We start from the raw sequence: 19,853 nt of genomic DNA, 5'->3' as shown, positions 1-19,853 counted from the left end.
GATGGGTCACTGTGCTTGATGATGGCCTCGCTTCGCTCGCCCATATGAAGATCGTACGGTGTCCCCATGGAGGCCTACTTCTGGGAGCGAGACGACGCCGAGGCGGTGGCCGACCGGCTGGACGGCGTCGTCCGGCGGGGCCGTTTCCACGGTGAGGACGACGACGAGGACCACCCGTGGGTCGTCGTACTCCAGGATCCTGATCACGCGGTCCTGGACGACCTCCTCACCGAGTACGACGGCTGGCTGGAGACGACTGATGAGCGGTCGACCGCGCCGACGCCCTTGCCCACAGCTCCGAAGCGCTTCAAGAAGCCCTGAGCACGCGCCCCGGCCTACGTCCCGTCGGTACGCCGTCCCGCAGCACCGGATCGCCCGCCACGAGGACCTGCTCGATCCCGGTCGACAGCTGCCACGGATCGTCGTACGTCGAGCGGTCCGCAACCTCGGCCGGGTCGAGTACGACGAGGTCCGCGACGGCACCCGGTCGCAGCACGCCCCGGTCGTCGAGGCCCAGCCGGGACGCGGGCAGTGACGTCATCCGGCGAATTGCCTCGGGCAACGTGATGACGCCCTGGTCGCGGGTGTACCGGCCGAGGACCCGTGGGAACGTCCCGAAGTTGCGGGGATGCGGATGCCCGGATCCGGAGCCGGCGAGCACCCAGCCGTCGCTCGCCACGCTGGTGCACGGATGCCGAAGGACTGTCACGACGTCGTCCTCGCTCATCGCGTGGTTCACGACGCTGACCGCGGCCTGGTGGTGCTCGAGGACGCGCAGGACCGCCTCGGCCGCGTCCACGTCGTCGCGGCGAGCGATCTCGGCGACGCTGAGGCCGCGGCTGTCCTCGTAGCGCCCGGGCGGCAGGGACGCGATCACAACAGCTTGCGGGTTGAACAGGTCGGCCGTGCGCAGGTCATTCGCGATCCGCTCTCGCTCGGTCGGGTCCTTCAGCCGGGCCAGCAGGGATGCGGTGCCACCGGCCAGGGCCCAACTGGGGAGCCGGGTCGTGAGGGTCGTGCTGGAAGCGGTGTACGGGTACACGTCCCAGCCGAGGTCGAGGCCGTCGGCGCGAGCCTGGTCGAGGCGTTCGAGAGCCTGGGTCACCAGACCGTAGTTGGGTGCCCCGACAGCCTTCAGGTGGGAGACCTCCAACCGGGCACCACCGGCCCGGGCGGCCGCGATCGCCTCGTCGAGCGCCTCGATCAGTTGGGCGCCTTCGTTGCGGATGTGCGTCGAGTAGAGCAGCCCGCACTCCCCCGCGGTCGCCACCAACGCCGCGACCTCCTCCGCGGAGGCGTACGTCCCCGGCGCGTAGATCAGCCCGGTGGAGAACCCGACCGCTCCCTGGTCCGCGGCCTCCCGCAACAGTGCCTGCATCTGCCGCAGCTCGTCCGGCGACGGCGCTCGGTCGGCGCCGCCCATGACAGCCAGGCGCAGCGAGCAGTGTCCGACCTGCAGCGCGATGTTCACCGCCGACTCCACCACGTCGGCGAAACCGCCGGCGTCCCGCCAGGACCAGTCGTGCTTCGGGTCGAGGAACGCCGTACCCGCCTTCAAGGACTCGAGATCCGTGATCGGGAACGGCGACCAGCCGCAGTTCCCGGTCACCAGGGTCGTGACGCCTTGGGACAGCTGGGTGGTCGCCTCCGGCGCGGCGAGCACGGTGAAGTCCGCGTGCGAGTGCAGATCGATGAACCCGGGTGTCACCACGTTGCCCGTGGCATCGATCACCTCGGCATCGGCGACCGGCGTTTCCGGCGGTACGACGTCGACGATCCGCTCACCGTCGACCAGAACGGTCGCGGGTACGGCATCGGCCCCGGTTCCGTCCATGACCTGGCCGCCGGTGATCGCGATCAAGCCTTCACCTCGAGCGTCGCCACAGTGTGCGCGGCGATCAGGTCGGTGTCGACGTCATGCCCGAGACCAGTTGCCGTCGGCACCTGTACGAGGCCCTGCCTGGCGACCACGGATGGCGTGATCACGTCCTGGGCGTAGTACTTGTCCGAGGCGGACACGTCCGACGGGAGGCTGAAACCGGGCAGGCTGGAGATCGCCACGTTGGCGGCCCGGCCGACGCCGAACTCGTGCATGCCGCCGCACCAGACCGGGATGCCGGCCCGCCGGGCGCGGTCGTGCGCGGCGCGAGCGGCGGTGAGACCGCCCATCCGCGACACCTTGATGTTCAGCACCCGCAGGGCATCCAGCGCGAGCGCCGTCTCCAGGTCTGCGAGCGTCTCCACGCTTTCGTCCAGGCAGATCGGCGTGACCAGGTGCCGCTGCAGACGGGCGTGGGCGAGCAGGTCGCGAGGGGCGAACGGCTGCTCGATCATGGTCAGCTCGTACTCGTCGAGTGCGCGCAGGGCGGCCAGGTGCTCGACCGACTCGGTGTAGATGCCGTTGGCATCGACATGCAGGTCCAGGTCAGGGAAGTCGGCCCGGACAGCGCGGACCGGTTCGACATCCCACCCCGGCGCGATCTTCAGCTTGATCCGTGGGTAGCCGGCCGCGACCTGACGCCGTACCTCGGTCAGCAAGTCGGCGATGCTCGGCTCGATGCCCAGCGACACCCCGGCCGTGACCTCGGTGCGCGTGCCGCCGAGCGCCTGCGCCAGCGGGAGCCCCTGGGTCGCGGACCACAGCACCCAGGCGGCCACATCCACACCGGCCTTGGCGAACTGGTTGCCGCGGACCTTGGCCCACAACTGCGGCACGTCCTCCGGCCGGGCCCATGGCTTGCCGAGCACGGCTGGGAGCAGGTAGTGCTCGGCCAGGTGCCAGCACGTCTCGACAGTCTCCGGCGCGTAGTACGGATCGGATGACGACGCGATCTCGCCCCAGCCGACCGCGCCCGAGCCGTCGATGAGCTCGACCAGGATGTGGTCGAGCATCGTCTTGCGGTGCGAGCTCGTGCGGAACGCATGCACCAGCGGCAGCCGGACCCGGTGCAGCCGGGCCGTGCTGACGGTCAGCTCAGTTGACATACAGTCCCAACTCCGTGTTCAGCCGGTCGCGCTCGCCGAGGCGCCGGCGGGCGCCCTTCGCGCTGGCCGTGGTCAGGGTCGCCAGCACGTGCAGCACGGACGCGACGACTGTCGGCGAGTCGACGTACGACGCGCTGCCGGTCGCGACATAGATGCACTGGTCCGCGATCTTCGCCAGCGGCGCGTCCTCGAAATCGGTCACCGCGACGAGCTCACCACCGGCCTCGACGAAGGCGCGGGCCAGCTCGACGGTGTCGCGGCGGTAGCGACGCAGCGAGAACGCCACCATCAGGTCGCTCGACCGGACATCGGACAGTACGTCGATCCCGCGCACGACCGTGCCGTCGATCAGCGTGACCTGGGACAGGCCGGCGCTGAGGTCGAAGGCGAGCAGCGACGCGTACGAGAACGACTTCGCCGAGCCCGCGATGAAGCGCCGGCGGGCCGCGACGATCCGGGCCGCCGCCTGGGCGATCGAGTCGTCGGCCAGGATCTGGTCCAGGGCGGCCTCGATCGACGCCCGCTCCTGCTCGACCACCCGGCGCTGCAGCAGCGTCGACGACCGGCGTTGCAGCCGCGCGTCGAACCGTTCGTGCGGACTGGCCAGCTCGCGGTTGCGCGCCTCGTCAGCTCCGGCCATCGTCCGCCGCCCCGAAGAGGTAGACCGCGGTCCGGTTCGGCAACCGGCGGCAGGAGTCGGCCGCGAGGCCCTTGCCGAGCAGGTCCAGGAACCCTTGGCGGACACGCTCCGCGATCTCTGGCGTGACCGCAGCCGGATCGGACGGCAGGGCCAGCCACGGGCGGTCTCCAGCGCCGCCCAGGACTCCCCAGTCCGCCTCGGTCAGCTCGAGCTCGAGGTGGTCCTGCGCGCGTGGCTGCGCATGCAGGTTCCACTCGATGACCACTCGGTCGCCACCCGGTCCGTACATGTCCGGCGCGTACCAGCGGCCACGCGCGCCGAGCACGTCCAGGTTGAAGTGACCGTTGCGGATCTGGAACGGATCGTAGGTCCAGCGCATCCGGGTCATGCCGTGGCTGAGCGCGACCTCGCGCTGCGCGTGCTTGAGCAGGCGGCCCAGGCCGTGGCCCTGCTGGTCCGCGGCCACCACGGCCGACTGCGAGTAGTGGTAGAAGCCGCGCCGGTCGGTGCCGCAGAACCCGTACGCGAAGGCGACGAGCCGATCGTCCTCGTCGAGGACGCCGACGACCGAGCCGCCGTTGCTGACCAGCGCGCCGAGGAGTCGCGGGTTCAGCGCGTACTCCGGGTCCTGGTAGCCGAAGACCGCGCGGTACAGCGCGGCCGCCTCCGCGAACCGCTCAGCGGTGGTGAGCGTGACGGGCCGGAACGCCACTACGAGCTCCTCAAAGATATGAAACGGATCCTGATGCCGTCTTGAGTAAATCTCTCACGGACAGGGGCAGTCAATCGGTGACCGAATGATGATACGTTGACTATCCATGAGGATGATCGACCGCCTGCGCGAGTACGTCGAGCATGAGACCCCGACCGGGGCGACCGACGCCCTGAACGCCTTCGCCGACCGCCTCCTGCACCGGTACGGCGACCTCGGCGGCACCGCCCGGCGGGTAGCGGCAGCGACCGGCGACCACGTCGTCGCCGACTTCCCCGGCCGCGGCCCGCGCGCCGAGGAGGCACCGCTGCTGTTCCTCGGGCACCACGACACGGTCTGGCCGATCGGCCGGCTCGAGCAGATGCCGTGGCGCGAGCAGGACGGCGTGATCCATGGTCCCGGCGTCTTCGACATGAAGGGCGGTCTGGTCGTCCTGGAGACCGCGCTCGAACAGGTCGCCGACCACGACCACCGACCGGTCCGGGTGATCGTGACGGCCGATGAGGAGGTTGGTTCGCCGTCGGCCCGCGACCTGGTCACCGCCGAGTCCGCCGGTGTGGTTGCCGCGCTCGGCCTCGAACCGCCGCACCCCAACGGCGACGTGAAGACATCCCGCCGCGGCAGCAGCCGGGTCCGGATCGAGGTCACCGGCCGCGAGGCGCACGCGGCCCTCGACCCGGCCCGCGGTGTCTCCGCGATCGACGAGCTCGTCGACCAGCTGATCGTCGTCCGGGCGTTGGTTGCGCAGTACGGCGACGTGCTGTGCAACGTCGGCACGATCACGGGCGGCGGGCGGACGAACGTCGTACCAGGGCAGGCGGCGGCCGAGCTCGGGTTCCGGTTCGTCGATCCGGAGACCGAGCGTGCGGTGCTCGATGCCGTGACCGGACTCCAGCCGGTACGGCGGGACGCCGTACTGACCGTGTCCGTGCTGTCGAACCGACCGGCCTGGCAGCCGTCGGCGGCCGTGGACGAGTTGCTGGTGCAGGTCGCCGAAGCCGGTCGATCGGTTGGTCAGGAGGTCGGCGGCAAGGCGGCGTCAGGTGCGGCCGACACCAACCTGACCGGTTGGCTGGGAGTGCCGACGCTGGACGGCTTCGGCCCGCGTGGGAAGGGCGCCCACGCGAGCCACGAGCAGGTGATCGCGGCGAGCCTGGCCGAACGGGCCGACCTGGTCGCCGCGATCATCAGGACGATCTAGATCGCGCTGAGCTAACGCGGGTAGATCTCCTTGACCGTGCCGGCCGAGCCGCCGCCCCGTCGGGTGGGCTCGGCCGCCGCCAGAATCGCTCCGCCGGGCAGGAACTCCAGGGCCGCCACCGCACCGATCTCGGCGGCCGAGGTGAACGCGTCGCCGGACGGGACGAGCACGTGACCGTAAGGCTTGAGCGCGGCGTCGTACGCGGTGATGAACGGCGGCTCTGCGGTCACGTTCGCGGTGTTGCGCTGGGACGCGCGAGGTGCGGCGACCGCCTCGGGCAGCGTCATGCCGCGGTCCAGCCGGTTGGTCAGCGTCTGCAGGACCGTGGTGATGATGGTCGAACCACCCGGCGAACCGAGCGCCAGGAACGGCTTGCCGCCGCGCAGCACGATCGTCGGCGACATCGACGACCGCGGCCGCTTGCCGGCCTCGATGCGGTTCGGGTCGTTGACGTTCGGCACTGCGGAGAAGTCGGTCAGCTCGTTGTTCAGCAGGAAGCCGCGGCCCGGGACCGTGATGCCGCTACCACCGGTCTGCTCGATCGTCAGCGTGTAGGAGACGACGTTGCCCCACTTGTCCGCGGCGACCAGGTGCGTCGTCGACAGCCCCTCGGTGTCCGGCCGGTCGGTGACGGTGGTTGCCGGCGTACAGGGCTCGTAGTCGCCATCAGGCGAGCCGGCCGCCAGCGGCTTGATGGCCGCCTTGTCCGGGTCGATCAGGCAGGAACGCTCGGCACCGAAGCCACGCGACAGCAGCTCCTTGGTCGGTACGTCGACGTACGCCGGGTCACCGACGTATGCGCCACGGTCCGCGAACGCCAGCGCGGACGCCTCGAGGTAGGTGTGCAGCGCCTGCGGGGTCGACAGCTGCCCCAGGTGTTGCGGCGTGAGGATGTTGAGCGCCTCGCCGACCGTGGTGCCACCGGAGGACGACGGAGCCATGCCGTAGACGTCCAGGCCGTCGTACCGGACCTTGGTCGGGGCCCGGTCGATGGTCTCGTACGCCGCCAGGTCAGCGGTCGTGAGCTTGCCGGGGAAGACCGGCAGCGTCGCGTCCGCGGTCTTCGGCGGGTTCTGCGCGGTCGCGGCCATCTCCGACGCGAGCGGGCCGTTGTAGAACGCGGACGGGCCCTGCTTCCCGATCAGCCGGTAGGTGTCGGCGAGATCCGGGTTCTTGAACACCGAGCCGACCACAGGCGCGTCGCCGTTCGGCAGGAACAGCTCGGCGGTCGGCACGATCTGCGCGAACCGGGCCTTGTTGTCGAGCGTCTGGCCGCGGAACGTCGCGTCCACCACGAACCCGCGGTCGGCCAGGTCCGCGGCCGGCTTCAGGGCTTTGCGCAGCGACAGCGAACCCCACTGCTTCAGCGCCGAGTCCCACGTCGCCAGCGTCCCCGGCACGCCGACCGACAGGCCGGACGTCACGAGCTGCGCGAACGGGTACGGCTGGCCGGTCGCCGGGTTGACGAACGAGTCGATCTTCATCCCGGCCGGGGCGGTCTCGCGGCCGTCGATCGTGGAGACCTTGCGCTTCTTGGCGTCGTAGTAGACGAAGTACCCGCCACCGCCGATGCCGGCCGAGTACGGCTCGGTCACGCCGAGCGCGGCCGCGGTGGCCACGGCGGCGTCGACCGCGTTGCCGCCCCGGCGCAGGACGTTCAGGCCGACCTTCGTCGCCTCCGGGTCGACCGAGGACATGGCCCCGCCGAACCCGATCGAGGTCGGCGTCTTCACCGGCGGCTGCGGTGGTCGGGCGGCCGCGGTACCCGCGGTCAGGACGGACAGGACAAGCGCACCAGCAGACAGGGATGCGACCAGCTTCTTCGGTGTCACCGGATACTCCCGTCGACGTTTTTCAGGACAAGCCTTGCCTATCCCGAAGTCGGCGGTGGCGCTAGTTCTGGCGCGGCTAGATGACGGTGCAGGCTAGATGACGGTGCGGGCTAGTTGACGGTGCAGGAGGCCATGAAGCGTTGCAGGGTCTGGTCGTTCCAGTTCGCGTTGCCGGCCGGGAGCTCGACCACCAGCCAGCGGTCGGCGAGCTTCACCTGACCGCTGAGGCGGCCGTTCAGGGTGCCGATGTGGAAGGTCTTGCCGTCCGCGTCGGTCACCCGGACGTCGGTCAGGCCGGACGCCGCCTGTGACGTCGCGTGCAGCACCACCTTGGTGGCGACGTCCGTGGTCCGCACCGCCGTCCCGGACAGCACCACGCGATTCGATGGGATCGGGGTCTCCGGCGTCCAGCCCTTCGGGGCGAGCGTGCAGCCGATCGAGTTCCACGGCTGGTTGTTCGCGACCAGCTCGACCATCGGGCCGGCGTACGTCGAGACCGTCTCCTCCCCCTGGGCGATCATCGGCGACGGCGTCGGCGTCGCGGCCTCGCTCGCGGCCGCGGTCTGCTCGGTCTCGCCGGTCGCGACCTCGGAGCCGCCGTTGTTCCACCACTTCACCTGGTTGCCGACCGCGAGCACGGCGGCCGACACCGCGGCGACACACAGCACGCCGGTCACCCGGCGGCGCCGCTTGATCCGGCGCAGCGCGCGCCGGCCGCGGGCGACGTCCGCGTCGATGTCGGCAGGCGGGAGCCCGTCCGCCGCCTGATCGGCGAACCCCTCCAGCAGCTTCTTGACCTCGTCCACTTCTAGCTACTCCCCGTCGCCGGATCCGATTCCTCACTCATCAGATCCTTCAGTCTCTTCAACGCCTTCGCGGTCTGGCTCTTCACGGTGCCTTCGGTGCAGTCGAGGATCCGCGCGCAGCTGGCCACGTCGAGATCCTGGAAGTACCGCAGCACGAGGACCGCGCGCTGCCGCGGCGCGAGCTCCAGCAGGGCCCGCCGTACTGCGAGCGTGTCCACCGGGTCCACCTCGTCGGTGAGCCGCGGCTCGAACGTCTCCGCGGTCACCAGCTCCGGGTGGCGCCCGGCCCGGCGGCGCTCGTCCAGGAACGCGTTGACCAGGATGCGGTGTGCGTACGGCCCGGCGCCCTCGTGGCGGATCCGGTGCCAGTGCACGTACACCCGGGTACAGGCGGTCTGGACCAGGTCCTCCGCGGTGTGCACGTCACCCGCGGTGAGCAGCAGTGCCGTCCTCATCAGTCGGGTTCGGTCCGCGAGCAGGTACTCGCGGAACTCCGCCTCACGGTCACCCCCTCGCATGCCCTGTGCTTTCTTGCACCCCGACTACGCCGCCGATCCCCCGTCGGTTGCCTCCGGCCATCACAGTTAGTGCCTTCTCCACCAGATCGGGGTCGTCGTACTGCAGCCAAGTGATGCGTTGGTCCTTACGGAACCATGAGTCCTGCCGCCGCGCGAACCGGCGGGTGGCCTGCGCGGTCCGCTCCCGGGCCTCGGGTTCACTGATCTCACCGTCGAGCAACGCGATCACCTGCGAGTAGCCGAGGGCCCGGTTGGCCGTCTTGCCCTCAAGCAAACCCTTGTTCAGCAGATCTCGCACCTCGTCCACGAATCCCGCGTCGAACATCCGGTCGACCCGCCGCCCGATCCGCTCGTCCAGCTCGGGCCGCGGTACGTCGAGACCGAGCTGCACCGCGCCGGGGTAGACGTAGCGGTGCTCGGGCAGCGTCGCGACGTACGGCCCGCCGGTGATCTCGATGACCTCCAGCGCCCGGACGATCCGCCGCCCGTTGCTCGGCAGGATCTGTTCGGCCGCTGCCGGGTCTTTCGCGGCGAGTTTCTTGTGCAGCGCTCCGGACCCTAGGTGCGCGAGCTCGTCCTCCAACCGTTCCCGGACGGTCGCGTCGGTGCCGGGGAAGACGAAGTCGTCCAGGATCGCCCGCACGTACAGCGCCGACCCGCCGGCCAGCACCGGCACCGTCTGCCGCCCGATGCAGTCGTCGATCGCCGCGCGAGCCAGCTGCTGGAACTCGGCCACGGTCGCTGTCTCGGTCACGTCGAGGATGTCCAGCAGGTGATGGGGTACGCCGTCGCGCTCCGCCGTACTGATCTTCGCCGTACCGATGTCCATCCCGCGGTAGACCTGCATCGCGTCGGCGTTGACCACCTCACCGCCCAGGTTTTTGCACAGGGCAACGGACAGGTCGGACTTGCCGGCCGCGGTGGGCCCGACGACCGCGACGACGAGTGGTTCGGCCATCACTCCAGTCTGGCAGCACCCCGGTGAAGACTGCGCCAAGAGGGTGCCACCGGTCTTGTGGATGACCCGTGATCTTGGATAGGAACACTCCAGATCGCAATACTGATTTACGGGAGGAACGAAGTGACGAATCCGATCGAAGAAGGGTCCGACCGGGCCAAGGAAGCCGTGGACCTCGGGGGTGAGGAACTCGACGCGCTGAAGAGCAGCGGCGGCGACATCGAGGTCAGCGGCGACGGCGGCGAGGGCGACTCCGGCGGCGACATCGAGTCGGGCGGCGACATCGAGTCGGGCGGCGACATCGAGTCCGGTGGCGACATCGAGGGATCCGGCGTCTGACAAAGCGGAGATCCCACAGTTCCGGCGTCGTAGATGCGAAGATCACCGCTAGCTGTCTGTAAGCATTCAACTACGCAGGAATGGGAGCCCCGCAGATGGGCATCTTCGACAAGTTCAAGGGCAAGGCCGAGGACCTGAAGGACAAGGCCGGCGACCTGGTCGACCAGCACGGCGACAAGGTGGGCCAGGGCCTGGACAAGGCCGGCGACTTGGTCGACGAGAAGACGGGCGGCAAGTACGGCGACAAGATCGATCAGGGCGTCGACAAGGCCAAGGAAGGCCTGGACAACCTCGACGGCCAGAACGACGACATCCCCGACACCAACCGCCCCGCCTAGCCACACCGGAGGGCCGCAAGGACCCCTTGCGGCCCTCCACCATGTCCAGGTGCTGGTACGGCGAACTCGGGACACGCCTACGGCGCGACAGCCCCATCGGCCGCCTCCCAGCCGTCGCGGCGCCCCCATCGGCACGCAGGTCAAATACAGTCGGAGCCGGACTACTTGTGCCGTGGGGCTTCTCCTCGTCACAGAAGGTGTATGCTCCGCGCGGGGATGGGGTAATTGGGGCTGGTGTCGCGTGACGCGCGCACCGACGGGTCGGATTCCGCGACCGTCGATTGCAGAGGGGGACGTAAATGAGTCTGCAGTACCCGGAGCAGGCATTTGCAAAGAACCTGCTTGCGCAGGCAATCCGAACTGAACGTCCAGCGGTACCTGAGCTCCCTCAGGTGTAGCCAGAGCGCCCACCACCGAGGCTCGCGCGCGACTGCCCGACGCCTGCCGACAGTTTGAGGAGCCGACGATGGACGACGAAATTCAGCTGATCAGTGACGGCGACGGGCTGGCGGTCATCGGGAATCCGATGGCTGTCGAACGCTGGCTCGTCTCCGAGGGACTGCCGTCGAAGGACCTCGGACTGCCACGGCTCGGATCTGTCCTCAGTACCGGGGCTGCAGCTGCACAGGCAGGTTCCGAGATTGCAGCCGACTCGGGTCGCTGGGTGAAGCTGACCAAGGAGTCCGCGCGGCTTGCCCACAAACACGGGCTGAGGAAGAGCTCCGAGACGGGACTCAGCACCGGTGTGCTGAAGGGGAACAGCGGCCAGATCAAGGGATTCGTCGAATTCGCGAGGCCCGGAACGCTTCTGACCAACCCGGCGGTTCTGGCTGGTGCGGCGGGGATCATGGCGCAGCTTGCGATGCAGCAGGCAATGGATGAGATCACCGACTATCTCGCCACGATCGACAAGAAGGTCGACGACGTGCTCCGCGCCCAGCAGGACGCTGTGCTGGCGGACATGATCGGCGTGGACTTCGTGATCGAGGAGGCCATGACGATCCGAGAGAAGGTGGGCCGGGTCTCCGAGGTCACGTGGTCGAAGGTGCAGTCCACCACGATCACGATCGCTCGAACCCAGGCATACGCGTTGCGTCAACTCGACGCACTCGCTGAGAAGATGGAGAGCGAGCCCAAGATCGGTGAGCTCGCCAAGACGGCCAAGAAGGCCGAGTCCAAGGTCCAGGAATGGCTCGCCGTCCTGGCTCGCTGCTTCCAACTGCAGGACGCGATCGCCGTGCTCGAGCTCGACCGCGTACTGGATGCGTCTCCAGACGAACTGGACCGGCATCGCCTCGCACTCCGGGCTGCGCGTCACAACCGGCTGGAAGTTATCTCGCGGAGCACCGAGCGCTTGATGGCCCGCATGGATGCGGCCGCCGGAACGGCCAACACCAAGGTGCTGCTGCACCCGACCAACTCGCGGGAAGTTGTGCAAGCGAGCAACCATGTCGCGATCGCCGTCGTCGACTTCCACGGGCGGCTCGGTATCGAGGGCGGTCGCGAGTCGTTGGAGGCGAGGCGATGGGCGGACGCGGCCACAGAGGTGAGAGACAAAGCGCTCGAGGCGGGAGCAGATGGCGTCGATGCCGCCAGGCGCCTCGGCAACGAGACCTTCGACCGCGCCAAATCGGTGACCGGCAAACTCCCCAGCCGGATCACCGGGCGAGCCTTTCGTCGACGCGACGACAACGAGGAAAGCTGAGTAGCTGCCAAGCGTGAGCCACGTGGACTCGCGGATTGCACTGGACCTAGCTCCTTCAGCACGAACCGACGGCGGATCGAGCATGATGGACAGGCCGCCCCGGACCCCGCCGGTTTTGGAGAGGAGCCGAGGATGAGCGGGTCGAGTGGGTCACCGATGGGCAGGACTTATTTGTCCACGGCGGTGATGGTGGATGGTCGACCGAAGCAGTTGGTGTCGGATACGCGGGTGCGGGTGGAGTTCGAGGAGGTGCCGAACCCGAACGAGGAAGGTCCGCGCGTGCATGACGTGCTCAGGGCGTTTGCCGGATGCAACAGGGTTGGCGCGTGGGCCGCGGCTGGGGAGTTGTTGGCCGACGGCAGGTTGTGGGTCAACGGATACGAGATCACCCAAGTCGGTTGTGAAGCGCCGCTGCTGGCTCAGGACGATTGGCTGTGCGAGTTTCTGATGAGCCAACCCAGCTGGCACCTGGACGGTGACCAGCTCACCCTCAGCTCAGGCGGTACGACGATCACGCTGCTGGACCGGAATGTCGTCGAACCAGACTTCCCGCTCGACGGGACCAGATGGAAGCTCGTCACCACCATCGAGAACGGCGACCTGTTTCGCTACCACCATCGCGCGCAAGAAGCGTGGCTCACCTTCGGCGGCGAACGTCTGACCGGCTCGACCGGTTGCAATGAAACTCCGGCACCATCAGCCGCATCAGCACCGAGCTGACAATCACCGACGTCGTCACCACCGACCGCGCCTGCACCGGTGAAGCCGCCGACGTGGAGACAGCGATCCTGACCACACTTCGGGCCGCCAGGGTCACCTACGCCATCGACTACAACCGCCTGACTCTGTTGGCCCCAACCGGAATCGGCCTCGACCTCACCGCCAACCCCTGAGCCTCAGTAGTTGGCTCGTCAGCCGGCGTCCTCGGCGGTGCCGTACTCGTCGTGGCGGCGCCACCACTGGTACGGCGGTTCCTGCGGATAGCCCTCCGGTGAGTCCTCCCACTCCTCCTGGCGGCCGAGCGGTGTGATGTCCAGCAGGCTCCAGACGTTGCCGATCTGTTCCGCCGAGCGCGCGTTGGTGAAGTAGGTGCGGTAGACCTCGTCACCGTCGCGGATGAAGACGTTGAGGCCGAAGTACTCGTCGACGCCGAAGTCCTTCGAGAAGTCGTCCTGCGTCGTGTACCAGGGCACACCGTCCCAGCCCATGCGGTCGCGGTAGCGTTTGATGTCGGACTGCGGAGCGGCAGAGACCAGCACGAACGTGACGTCGCGGGCATTCAGGTGTGCGAGGTGGCCGAGGTTGTCGGTGAACATCGCACAGCCGCTGCAACCGCCAGCGGGCCAGTCGGCGACGCCAGGCTCGAAGAAGTGCCGGTAGACGATCAACTGGCGGCGCCCCTCGAACAGGTCGGGCAGGCCCACCTTTCCATCCGGCCCCTCGAAGATGTACTGCGTCTCGACCCGTACCCACGGCAGCCGGCGACGCTCGGCCGCCAGCGCGTCCTTCGCGCGAGTGTGCTCCTTCTCCTTGCGCAGAAGCTTCTCACGGGCCGCGTTCCACTCCTCGGCCGACACGACAGGTGGCGTTTTCACGGAATCACTCCTTCGCCCTGAGCTGCTCCGGCTCGATCCGTGCCCGGTGACCTTGCCGCACGCCCCGTAAACGCCGGGGATGCGATGTTGCCCTCTCATTCAGCGGGGTCGGCGCTTGGTTCTGGTGGACGTGTAGACATCGAGGGTGATTCGCGGATCGTTTAAGGCGTTGACTGCTTGGATCAGCGTGTCGGCGTGTTCGTGGTTGCGGTTGAGCACGAACTGCACCCGGTTCGCGCGGAGGTCGGCACCGCCGCCGAGGCCCGAGGCGCCGGCCCAGGCGGTCTGGTGCTCGAGGAGCCGGCTGGCGAGTTCTGTCAGCTCCAAGGCGGAGTACTGAACCTGTACGAACATCACCCGCAACCACGTCGGGCTCGTGACCAGCAGGAGGAGTCGTGCTTGCTGAAGAGCATCCTCCGTCGTCATCTGGATCGTCAGTGTTGACGTCGACGCATCCCACAGCATGCCCCCGTCGTACGCCTGCAGATGCTTCAGCATGGCGCTGACGCGATCCCGCTCCTCCGAGTACCTGGCGTCGCCCGTCACGTCCAACGGCAGCCAGTCCTGCGCTCCGGTCCCCTTGGGGTCGTCTATGGCCGCCACGACTGATCAGAGGTTGTCGATCTTGTAGACGCCGCCGACGACCGAGACGAGGTACGCCGTGTGCCCGACGAACTCCATTGTCGTCGGGCGGTCGAGCACGAGCTCTCGTCCGCGGCGGTCAACGACCGGCGCCAGGCTGCCGTTGTGTTTGACCACGACCAGTCGACCGGTGTCGGGGAAGGCCGGCGTACCCTCGCCCACGCCGTTCCACTGCCCCTGCGACAGCGCGAACAGCTTGCCGCCCGGCCCCCGCTCGACGTCGACGAGCATGCGCGCTCCGCTGGCGATCTCGATTGGTTCCGCTCCTCGGCGCAGCTTGAGGACCTTGCCGGTTTCCGGCAGGTGCGGGTTCGGCCCGAGCTGGGTGATGTAGACCCGGTTCTTGGTCACTTCGAGCCCGGTCGGTACGACGTTTCCGAACGTCGCAACCTCGGTGATCGCGCCGTTCCGATGAATCTGCAGAACCCTGTTGTGGTGTCCGTCAGTCACCAGGAACCCGCCATGGTACGGCTCCATGGCGTACTGCACGCCGGTGTCGATGAAGATCGCGGGTACGGGAGGATTGTCCGCCGACCACTGCCCGATGTCAGCCACGAGAGTGAGAACGCCGTTGCGCTGGAGCCGGTAGACGCCGTTCTTGTCGGCACTGTCGCCGAACGGAGTACCGGCGATGTTTCCGCTGACCAACGTGACCAGCACATAGGCAGTACGGCCGACGAAGGCGATGTCCACCGGTCCGCCGAAGTCAGTAGGAAGGGCCTTGCGCGGTAACCCCGTGGCGTAGGTGGTGACGCGACCAGTTCGGCGGTCGATCCGCAGTACGCTGCCGGCACTTCCGTCGGTGACGTACAGCGCTCCGTCGGGACCGATCGTGCTTCCGGTGACGGGCGTGCCATTGCCGAAGCTGGCGATTTGGGTCACCGACGGCCCCCGCCGTTCGTGCGCGCTCGCTGTCGGTGTCATCACCCCCGTCACCAGGACGAAGGCAGCAAGGAGCAGAACGATCCGACGCGTGGCAGACATGCGATTCCCCCGGGTCAAGCACTACAACAACGGTCGCCGCTGAGCGGTGGCCTCGATCTGACAGCCCCCGGCCCCTTGTCGGGAACCATCGTCAACCCCTTCGCCAGCCTCCACCCACATCACCAACAGGTCAAGGGATGTCGGGGTCCGACGCGCGTCGTGGTGACAATCAATCGCTTTCTAGAGCCGCCTCACTCCGAGGGTGCTCGAACGCTCAGTGGTGCCGGTCGAGGAACGCGGTGAGTACGGCGACGTACTGCGCGCGGTTGTCGCGTCGCACCGAATGGCCGGCACCGGCGATGTGTACCGCCCGGAACTCGCCGGCCGCCGCGCGGGCACAGCGCTCCGCGTACTCGGTGGTGATCAGCGAGCCGCGTTCGGTGTCCCCATGGATCAGCAGTACCGGGCACGTAATCGCGGCCAGCAGCTCGGTCAGCGGGCCAGCTTCCTGAAACGGCAGATCGAACAGACGCGGGTTGACTTGCGCCTTCGACACTGCCCAGGGCTCGAACTCGTCATCGGACCAATCGGGGTCCGCGGACCGGCCCCGCGCGATCCGTGACGGCAGATCAAGTGCTCGAAGATCCGCGAGCCACTGCGGTTCGGACCACGGCCGGGCCTGCTGTTCGCCAGCCGGCGCTCCAGGTGGCGGGTCCTCCAGCACAACCGCACGGACCAGGTCCGGCCTAGACGCGGCCAGGTGGGCGGCCGCCATCGCCCCCATCGAGTGGCCGACCACGACCACCCCGCCGTCACGTGGCTGCTCCGAAAGCACGAGTGCGGCATCGTCGCGGTGTGCGTCATACCGGATCGTTTCCTCCGGAAGCCCGGACTCGCCGTGCCCCCGAGCATCAATCGCCAGCGCCCGAATCCCAGGCATCGCCCCGATCAACGGCTCCCAACACTCCGCAGAATCAGAAAACCCGTGCAGAAACGCGACCTCGGCCCCCACCTCATCGGTCCGATACCACGCCAAATGCCCCGCCCGACCTCGCACCCCAAACATGCCTGCGGACAATAGCGCAAACACCCACACTCCCATCCCGCAGTCCAGCCCGCCGGGGCGATCACCTTCGCAATCTCCTCGACGTGCTTGTCCCCGACAACGCGACGGCAGAGTGCGGCTCCACACCACATCCGCGCACCACCCACGGCCGCGTCAACACTTCGCGCCGCGCCGAAGGCGCCGACAAGTCAGCCGCCGCGAAGCGGTGACCGCTCCCGCGCCCGGCCCGGGTCCACAGCACATCCGCGCATCACCTGCGGACGCGTCGGCAGTTCGCGCTGCGCCGAAGGCGCCGACGGGGCTGCGCCGCGGAGTGGTGTCCGTTGGGCGCGTGTCGGGGTGTCGGTGGGGGTGGTTAGGGTCGGGGGATGGATCGGTTTCGGGTGGTGCCGGCGGCTTATGTGGTGTTGCGGCGGGGGGATGAGGTGTTGATGTTGCTGCGGGCCAACACCGGATACATGGATGGGTACTGGGCGGTGCCGGCGGGGCATGTGGAGAAGGACGAGTCGGTGTTCGCGGCGGCGATTCGGGAGGCTCGGGAAGAGGTGGGGGTGGAGATCGAGCCGGCGGATCTGGTGCCGGTGACTGCGATGCATCGGACCGGGGGGAACGGGGAGTGGATCGATGAGCGGGTGGACTTCTTCTTCACGGCGTCGAAGTGGAGCGGTGAGCCACGGCTGATGGAGCCGGGGAAGGCCGACAGGCTCGATTGGTTTGCGTTGGACAAGCTGCCGGATCCGGTGGTGCCGCACGAGGCGCGGGTGCTGGCCGGCTTGTACGGCGGGGGCGTACCGCCGATTGTCGTCCAGGGGTTCTGACTCAGCAGCCGGCACCGACTGCCGCGGGCGTGGACAGGTTCTGAGTCGGCCGGCGGGGGCTTGAACAAGTTCCGGTGGGGTGGCGTGGGTTATTGCCTGTTGAAGGCCACCGGTTCCTGGGAGGCCACCCGATGACTGGCGGATGGGTGGGAACGTTCGTCTGGCGTTCACCCCGGGGCGTGCTGAACCGCTTTAGAGTTCGCTGCTGAGTCAGCGAACTTGGAGGCAGGATGGACGACGGGACCAGTCGGCGGCGGGTGCTGCAGGCAGGAGTGCTCGGGGCAGGGGTGGTGATCGCGCCCGGCGTGCTTGGAGCCGAGGAGGCCGGGGCAACGCCCCAGGCAGGGCAAGCGGCAGGACAAGCGGCGCGAGCGGCGGGCCAAGGCGGTGACACCGAGGACCCGCGGTTCACGGTGGCTGTGGTGCCGGACACGCAGTACTTGTTCGATCTGGATCGGGGGGACTCGGCGCCGCTCACAGCGAGTTTCGAGTATCTGATCGAGCAGCGGCGGGCGGAGAACATCGTGTTCACCGCGCATCTCGGGGACGTCGTGGAGAACGCGCAGGCATCCGAGTTCGCGCAGGCCGACCCGGTGTTCAAGGTGCTCGACCGGGCCCGGATGCCGTACTCCGTGCTGGCCGGCAACCACGACATCGACGCGTCGAAGGATGACACTCGCGGCGACTCGGCGTACCTGAAGACCTTCGGCCCGCAGCGGTTCCGGCGGATGGCGACGTACGGCGGTTCCACGCAGAACGGGTACAACAGCTACCACGTGTTCCGCGCGGCCGGGCGGCAGTGGTTGCTGCTGGCAATGGACTGGCGGCCGTCGGACGCGAGTTTCGCCTGGGCCCGCGGGGTGATCGCGGCGCACCCGCGGATGCCGGTCATCCTGACCACGCACGAGCTGGTCAACGCCGACCACGGCAACCCGGTCGCGTACTTCACCGACCACGGCAGCCGGGTCTGGGACCAGCTGATCGAGGACAACGATCAGATCTTCCTCACGCTGAACGGTCACTTCTGGCCGCCCGGCCGCACCACCCGGAAGAATGCCGCCGGCAACGACGTGCACCTGCACCTGACCAACTACCAGGACCGGTACTACGGCGGGTCCGCGATGATCCGGCTCTACCACTTCGACCTGGCCCGGAACACGATCGACGTGGAGACGGTCGCGCCGTGGATCCTCGGCCAGGACCCGGCCCGGCGCAGTGAGCTGGCCGAGGGCGAGATCGAGCTGACCGACGACACCAATCGGTTCAGCGTGCCGATCGACTTCGAGCAGCGGTTCGCCGGGTTCGCTCCGGTCCCGGTGCGCCCGGCGCGGCCGGCGAAGCAGCTCGTGATCCCGGGCACAGCGGCGTACTGGAGGTTCGACGGGCCGCTCGCAGACCAGGTGACCGACCACTCGGGTCAGGGCAACCACCTGACCAGGGTCCAGCTCGCAGGCGAGGCGCCACGCCCGTCGACCGAGTTCCACCCGGACCAGCCCGGTCACGCCAGCTGGTTGTTTGCCGGCGGCAAGCGCCCGGCCCGCGGAGGCTATCTGCGTACGGCGGACAACGCGCCGCTCAACGCGATGACGTTCACCAAGGGCTACACGATCGAGGCCTTCGTAAAGCTGGCCGACGACGGCGCCGACCACGCCTGGGAGGGACTGCTGAGCCGGATGGGCACCGGCAAGGACGCGGGCAAGACCGGTAGCGACCCGTTGGAGCCGGTCGTCAACCTCGCGTTCTCCGGCGGGCGCCAGCTGCAGTGGGCGGTGTACCCGGTCGACAACAACGACACGTTCACCAACTGGGGCCACGAGCAGGTCGCCGGCCGGTGGTTCCACCTCGCGGTCGTCAACGACGGACGGCACTCGACGCTGTACGTCGACTCGTCGCCGCTGCTCCGCAATCCGGCGACCCCGTCGAACGGGCTCGCGACCGCGGGCCGGCCGTGGCTGGTCGCCGCGAACCACTACGACAACGTGATCGAGCAGGCCTTCGCCGGGCACATCGGCGAGCTCAGGATCGTCACCCGCGCGCTCGAACCGTCGCAGTTCCTGAACACCTAGAGGTAGGAGCGGATCAGCTCTTCCTGCGCGGGCAGCAACGCCAGTTCCTCCGGGGTGAGGGTGACGTTGCGCCCGCGTACGGCGAGGGCGTCCGGCAGACCCGGGGTCGGATCGATGGAGTTGGCGAGGTAGGCGCCGAGCGCTTCGTGCAGGAGCGGGGTCAGGGCTTCGTACGACGGGTCGAGCGCGACCTGGGCGAAGATGAGCGCGGTCATCGCGACGTCGAACGCGGCGGGGCCTTCGAAGGCGTTCCGCCAGTCGATGACGACCGGGCCGTCGGAAGTCGCGATCACGTTGAGCGGGTGCAGATCGCCGTGTACGACGACCAGACCCGGCGTACCGCTGGGCGCCGGGATCGCCTGCAGGCGGCGGTGCAGGTCGGCGTGGATCTCGCCTACCTGGACTGCGGTGAGGTCGCCGGCGATCGCGGCGTCGCCGAGAGTTGGTCCGTCGAGGCGCTGCACGACCATGTCAGGACCGTCGACCTCGCGGACGGTGGGCACCGGGTAGTCGTACTGCGCCACGTGGCGCATGAAGTCGGCCTCATCCCGCACCGGATGCCCGTTGCGATACCGCCGAAGCACCCAGGAGTCGTCGAGCGCATAAACGTCGGCATCTCGTCCCGCCGCAAACGGCTCGGCATCAGGGGAAAGAAGTGGAAAGGGCACGGCACCGGGCCGATCGGCCGGGGGGCGGGTGTCGGCTGGG

General features: G+C 68.4%; 22 protein-coding genes. 9 read left to right on the top strand and 13 right to left on the bottom strand.

Going from position 1 to position 19,853, the window contains the following annotated elements:
• Nucleotides 1-66: 66 nt before the first annotated feature.
• Entirely contained in the window at nt 67-321 is a 255-nt protein-coding gene (locus ACIBGM_RS41090; RefSeq protein ID WP_360526225.1) for a hypothetical protein, read from the top strand.
• On the opposite strand, the gene ACIBGM_RS41085 is transcribed toward ACIBGM_RS41090, so the two are convergent.
• The 4 genes from ACIBGM_RS41085 to ACIBGM_RS41070 are packed head-to-tail and all read right to left on the bottom strand — an operon-like array spanning nt 308 to nt 4,337.
• The gene (locus ACIBGM_RS41085) at nt 308-1,861 is read right to left on the bottom strand and encodes an amidohydrolase family protein (RefSeq protein WP_396388627.1); all 1,554 of its coding nucleotides are present in this window, start codon (nt 1,859-1,861) and stop codon (nt 308-310) included. The two genes, ACIBGM_RS41090 and ACIBGM_RS41085, sit on opposite strands and share 14 nt — an antisense overlap.
• On the bottom strand, nt 1,858-2,985 hold the full coding sequence (gene menC / locus ACIBGM_RS41080) for an o-succinylbenzoate synthase (protein ID WP_396388626.1): 1,128 nt from the start codon (nt 2,983-2,985) through the stop codon (nt 1,858-1,860). The genes ACIBGM_RS41085 and menC overlap by 4 nt, the downstream gene beginning before the upstream one ends.
• Nucleotides 2,975-3,625: a MurR/RpiR family transcriptional regulator gene (locus ACIBGM_RS41075; protein WP_396388625.1), complete on the bottom strand. Its 651-nt coding sequence runs from the start codon at nt 3,623-3,625 to the stop codon at nt 2,975-2,977. The genes menC and ACIBGM_RS41075 overlap by 11 nt, the downstream gene beginning before the upstream one ends.
• Nucleotides 3,612-4,337 carry a GNAT family N-acetyltransferase gene (locus ACIBGM_RS41070; RefSeq protein WP_396388624.1) on the bottom strand — a complete coding sequence of 242 codons (726 nt, stop codon included), beginning with the start codon at nt 4,335-4,337 and terminating at the stop codon, nt 3,612-3,614. The genes ACIBGM_RS41075 and ACIBGM_RS41070 overlap by 14 nt, the downstream gene beginning before the upstream one ends.
• Before the next feature lie 106 nt (nt 4,338-4,443).
• Here ACIBGM_RS41070 and ACIBGM_RS41065 point away from each other — a divergent pair, with 106 nt between their 5' ends.
• Nucleotides 4,444-5,538, top strand: coding sequence for a M20/M25/M40 family metallo-hydrolase (locus tag ACIBGM_RS41065; RefSeq protein ID WP_396388623.1), 1,095 nt, complete (start codon nt 4,444-4,446; stop codon nt 5,536-5,538).
• Between the two features lie 11 nt (nt 5,539-5,549).
• On the opposite strand, the gene ggt is transcribed toward ACIBGM_RS41065, so the two are convergent.
• The 4 genes from ggt to miaA form a co-directional block, all read right to left on the bottom strand.
• Nucleotides 5,550-7,370, bottom strand: coding sequence for a gamma-glutamyltransferase (ggt, locus tag ACIBGM_RS41060; protein ID WP_396388622.1), 1,821 nt, complete (start codon nt 7,368-7,370; stop codon nt 5,550-5,552).
• Between the two features lie 110 nt (nt 7,371-7,480).
• Entirely contained in the window at nt 7,481-8,176 is a 696-nt protein-coding gene (locus ACIBGM_RS41055) for a hypothetical protein (protein ID WP_360526246.1), read from the bottom strand.
• A gap of 2 nt (nt 8,177-8,178) precedes the next feature.
• Nucleotides 8,179-8,694 carry a SigE family RNA polymerase sigma factor gene (locus ACIBGM_RS41050; protein ID WP_360526249.1) on the bottom strand — a complete coding sequence of 172 codons (516 nt, stop codon included), beginning with the start codon at nt 8,692-8,694 and terminating at the stop codon, nt 8,179-8,181.
• A complete protein-coding gene (gene miaA, locus ACIBGM_RS41045) occupies nt 8,681-9,652 on the bottom strand; it encodes a tRNA (adenosine(37)-N6)-dimethylallyltransferase MiaA (protein WP_360526252.1) in 972 nt (323 codons plus the stop codon). Before miaA ends, ACIBGM_RS41050 begins: the two co-directional genes overlap by 14 nt.
• A 123-nt stretch (nt 9,653-9,775) precedes the next feature.
• Between miaA and ACIBGM_RS41040 the strand changes: the two genes are divergently transcribed.
• From ACIBGM_RS41040 to ACIBGM_RS41020, 5 genes are all read left to right on the top strand, one after another.
• Nucleotides 9,776-9,991 carry a hypothetical protein gene (locus ACIBGM_RS41040; RefSeq protein WP_360526255.1) on the top strand — a complete coding sequence of 72 codons (216 nt, stop codon included), beginning with the start codon at nt 9,776-9,778 and terminating at the stop codon, nt 9,989-9,991.
• Between the two features lie 95 nt (nt 9,992-10,086).
• Nucleotides 10,087-10,329, top strand: coding sequence for an antitoxin (locus tag ACIBGM_RS41035; RefSeq protein WP_396388621.1), 243 nt, complete (start codon nt 10,087-10,089; stop codon nt 10,327-10,329).
• Between the two features lie 466 nt (nt 10,330-10,795).
• A complete protein-coding gene (locus ACIBGM_RS41030; RefSeq protein WP_396388620.1) occupies nt 10,796-12,034 on the top strand; it encodes a hypothetical protein in 1,239 nt (412 codons plus the stop codon).
• Nucleotides 12,035-12,166: 132 nt separating this feature from the next.
• Complete coding sequence (locus tag ACIBGM_RS41025) at nt 12,167-12,754, top strand: META domain-containing protein (RefSeq protein ID WP_396388619.1); 588 nt, start codon at nt 12,167-12,169, stop codon at nt 12,752-12,754.
• Complete coding sequence (locus ACIBGM_RS41020; protein ID WP_396388649.1) at nt 12,730-12,927, top strand: META domain-containing protein; 198 nt, start codon at nt 12,730-12,732, stop codon at nt 12,925-12,927. The genes ACIBGM_RS41025 and ACIBGM_RS41020 overlap by 25 nt, the downstream gene beginning before the upstream one ends.
• 18 nt (nt 12,928-12,945) lie before the next feature.
• Here ACIBGM_RS41020 and ACIBGM_RS41015 read toward each other — a convergent pair whose 3' ends face one another.
• The 4 genes from ACIBGM_RS41015 to ACIBGM_RS41000 form a co-directional block, all read right to left on the bottom strand.
• Nucleotides 12,946-13,629, bottom strand: coding sequence for a DUF899 domain-containing protein (locus tag ACIBGM_RS41015; RefSeq protein ID WP_396388618.1), 684 nt, complete (start codon nt 13,627-13,629; stop codon nt 12,946-12,948).
• A gap of 99 nt (nt 13,630-13,728) precedes the next feature.
• Nucleotides 13,729-14,232 carry a hypothetical protein gene (locus tag ACIBGM_RS41010; protein WP_396388617.1) on the bottom strand — a complete coding sequence of 168 codons (504 nt, stop codon included), beginning with the start codon at nt 14,230-14,232 and terminating at the stop codon, nt 13,729-13,731.
• Nucleotides 14,233-14,238: 6 nt separating this feature from the next.
• Complete coding sequence (locus tag ACIBGM_RS41005) at nt 14,239-15,255, bottom strand: ScyD/ScyE family protein (RefSeq protein WP_396388616.1); 1,017 nt, start codon at nt 15,253-15,255, stop codon at nt 14,239-14,241.
• Between the two features lie 214 nt (nt 15,256-15,469).
• A complete protein-coding gene (locus ACIBGM_RS41000; RefSeq protein ID WP_396388648.1) occupies nt 15,470-16,261 on the bottom strand; it encodes an alpha/beta fold hydrolase in 792 nt (263 codons plus the stop codon).
• 368 nt (nt 16,262-16,629) lie between these two features.
• Here ACIBGM_RS41000 and ACIBGM_RS40995 point away from each other — a divergent pair, with 368 nt between their 5' ends.
• Both ACIBGM_RS40995 and ACIBGM_RS40990 read left to right on the top strand, forming a co-directional pair.
• A complete protein-coding gene (locus ACIBGM_RS40995; RefSeq protein WP_360526279.1) occupies nt 16,630-17,079 on the top strand; it encodes an NUDIX domain-containing protein in 450 nt (149 codons plus the stop codon).
• 230 nt (nt 17,080-17,309) lie between these two features.
• On the top strand, nt 17,310-19,145 hold the full coding sequence (locus ACIBGM_RS40990) for a LamG-like jellyroll fold domain-containing protein (RefSeq protein ID WP_396388615.1): 1,836 nt from the start codon (nt 17,310-17,312) through the stop codon (nt 19,143-19,145).
• On the opposite strand, the gene ACIBGM_RS40985 is transcribed toward ACIBGM_RS40990, so the two are convergent.
• Entirely contained in the window at nt 19,142-19,813 is a 672-nt protein-coding gene (locus tag ACIBGM_RS40985; RefSeq protein ID WP_396388614.1) for a phosphotransferase, read from the bottom strand. The two genes, ACIBGM_RS40990 and ACIBGM_RS40985, sit on opposite strands and share 4 nt — an antisense overlap.
• Nucleotides 19,814-19,853 lie beyond the last annotated feature (40 nt).

This window comes from Kribbella sp. NPDC050470 (genome assembly GCF_044458365.1).
Classification (GTDB): Bacteria; Actinomycetota; Actinomycetes; order Propionibacteriales; family Kribbellaceae; genus Kribbella.
This window is presented reverse-complemented; position numbering and strand designations above follow the sequence as displayed.

Excerpts from the sequence above, each read along its gene's own strand:
- ACIBGM_RS41030 (WP_396388620.1), top strand. The coding sequence starts at position 10,796 with ATGGACGACGAAATTCAGCTGATCAGTGACGGCGACGGGCTGGCGGTC.
- miaA (WP_360526252.1), bottom strand. The coding sequence starts at position 9,652 with ATGGCCGAACCACTCGTCGTCGCGGTCGTCGGGCCCACCGCGGCCGGC.
- ACIBGM_RS41090 (WP_360526225.1), top strand. The coding sequence starts at position 67 with ATGGAGGCCTACTTCTGGGAGCGAGACGACGCCGAGGCGGTGGCCGAC.
- ACIBGM_RS41035 (WP_396388621.1), top strand. The coding sequence starts at position 10,087 with ATGGGCATCTTCGACAAGTTCAAGGGCAAGGCCGAGGACCTGAAGGAC.
- ACIBGM_RS40990 (WP_396388615.1), top strand. The coding sequence starts at position 17,310 with ATGGACGACGGGACCAGTCGGCGGCGGGTGCTGCAGGCAGGAGTGCTC.
- ACIBGM_RS41075 (WP_396388625.1), bottom strand. The coding sequence starts at position 3,625 with ATGGCCGGAGCTGACGAGGCGCGCAACCGCGAGCTGGCCAGTCCGCAC.
- ACIBGM_RS41005 (WP_396388616.1), bottom strand. The coding sequence starts at position 15,255 with ATGTCTGCCACGCGTCGGATCGTTCTGCTCCTTGCTGCCTTCGTCCTG.
- ACIBGM_RS41025 (WP_396388619.1), top strand. The coding sequence starts at position 12,167 with ATGAGCGGGTCGAGTGGGTCACCGATGGGCAGGACTTATTTGTCCACG.
- ACIBGM_RS41000 (WP_396388648.1), bottom strand. The coding sequence starts at position 16,261 with ATGTTTGGGGTGCGAGGTCGGGCGGGGCATTTGGCGTGGTATCGGACC.
- ACIBGM_RS41065 (WP_396388623.1), top strand. The coding sequence starts at position 4,444 with ATGAGGATGATCGACCGCCTGCGCGAGTACGTCGAGCATGAGACCCCG.
- ACIBGM_RS41050 (WP_360526249.1), bottom strand. The coding sequence starts at position 8,694 with ATGCGAGGGGGTGACCGTGAGGCGGAGTTCCGCGAGTACCTGCTCGCG.
- ACIBGM_RS40995 (WP_360526279.1), top strand. The coding sequence starts at position 16,630 with ATGGATCGGTTTCGGGTGGTGCCGGCGGCTTATGTGGTGTTGCGGCGG.
- menC (WP_396388626.1), bottom strand. The coding sequence starts at position 2,985 with ATGTCAACTGAGCTGACCGTCAGCACGGCCCGGCTGCACCGGGTCCGG.